The 1,447-nt window shown below is 57.8% G+C and carries 1 protein-coding gene and 1 pseudogene; both read right to left on the bottom strand.

The window, feature by feature from the left end; translation table 11 throughout:
* Positions 1-161: 161 nt before the first annotated feature.
* Positions 162-326 carry a hypothetical protein gene (locus tag LYNGBM3L_RS43405; protein WP_154659770.1) on the bottom strand — a complete coding sequence of 55 codons (165 nt, stop codon included), beginning with the start codon at positions 324-326 and terminating at the stop codon, positions 162-164.
* A gap of 231 nt (positions 327-557) precedes the next feature.
* Positions 558-1,447, bottom strand: a pseudogene (locus LYNGBM3L_RS45055) (hypothetical protein); the annotation flags it as partial.

Genomic DNA, 1,447 nt, shown 5'->3' with positions numbered 1-1,447 from the left:
TTTCTGCCGAAGGCGACAGACTAATCTCCGCTGGAGGAGACGGTATGGTGCGGTTTTGGGACTGGCCGTCGGGCGATCCATGCGGTCACATCAAGTTGCCTGCCGCAAACGTTGGGATTCAATCACTCGCATGGCACGATCAAGGGCGCACTCTGGTCGGGTTAGATTACACTGGTCGCCTTCATTTCTGGGAAATTGGAGCGATCGATCGTTAGATCCGAGCGGATTTCCCAGTAGCTCAATGGTAGTTCTTCTTGCCTGCACATGGCTGCCTCTGCTTGCTGCCAACGTAGCTCGTGTGCCCCACACGAGAGAGTGTGCACCATCTGCATCTCGCATACGCGAGGCGAATCTTCCGAGGTCCAAATCACCGCCTGCAGTTTTGCTTTCCGCGCAACCTCCGAGGGTGATGCAACCGACGCAACTTAGCGATTGGCGACAATCGCGTAGGGCAACACACCTCTGCGTTAAACTGAGTTGCAACGCAAGCCTAATGCCCGCAGGAGCAGAGCAGGAAGGCTGAGGAGCACAGATGTCGCCTGGGCGCACGGTGCGCATCAACCATTGGCATGCGGCACGTTTCCCTTCGACTGCCCGAAGGTGTCGCGGAGCACGATGAAGTCGGAGAAGGCCACCAGCCCGTCACCGTCGAGGTCACCCTCGCTCCGCGTCACATTCTCGTTGCCGTAGTTGTAGGCCAGCACCAAGAAGTCGGCGAAGTCGACCGTGCCGTTGCGGTCGATATCTGCTGGAAGGTCGCGACCAAAGTCGCGGCCATGGAAGATGTAGAGGTATTCCCCATGCCCCCAATATCCGATAAAGAAGTCCTCGAACCCGTCGCCATTCAGATCGCCCAGACGCCCCGCGAAATCACCGAAACGCCCAGGATTGGTCGGTAGGCCAATGTCTTGCATGTCGCCGTTAAAGACGACGAAGTTCTCTTTGTCCGCAGGACCAAACAAGACGGTCGCCGTTCCGGTTCCGGAAACGTCGCCAGGCGTCCCAACCACGTGATCCTCGAACCCGTCACCATCGACGTCTCCGATCGGAAATATGCCGCCGCGAGCAAGGAACGCCGGCAGCCAGTCCTCCGGCCAGCCCGACCAAGGGGGCCTATGATTCGTTTCGAAGGGGACGGAAGTTGCAAGCACAAGTCTCTCGTCCGGCACAAGCTCCAGCGAGTCGACCGTGCCAAGATAAGTGTGTCGAACGCGCTGCAGTACTTGCTTCCGTTCGCCCGCGATGTCCTCGTAGTTGACCGTGATGATGTATGCATCACCCAAACCATCTCCGTTTAGGTCGCCGGCAGGCTGCACCGACTGCAAGGAACCATCACTCAGAGCGGCATGAATGAGGTCCACGTGCGAGCGATCGCCCAATACATCAGCCTCTGGTTTTATCTCCATACCAATCGTGTAATCATTCACAAAGGTGTCGAGCACCACCG

Source organism: Moorena producens 3L, assembly GCF_000211815.1.
GTDB classification, from domain to species: domain Bacteria; phylum Cyanobacteriota; class Cyanobacteriia; order Cyanobacteriales; family Coleofasciculaceae; genus Moorena; species Moorena producens.
This window is presented reverse-complemented; position numbering and strand designations above follow the sequence as displayed.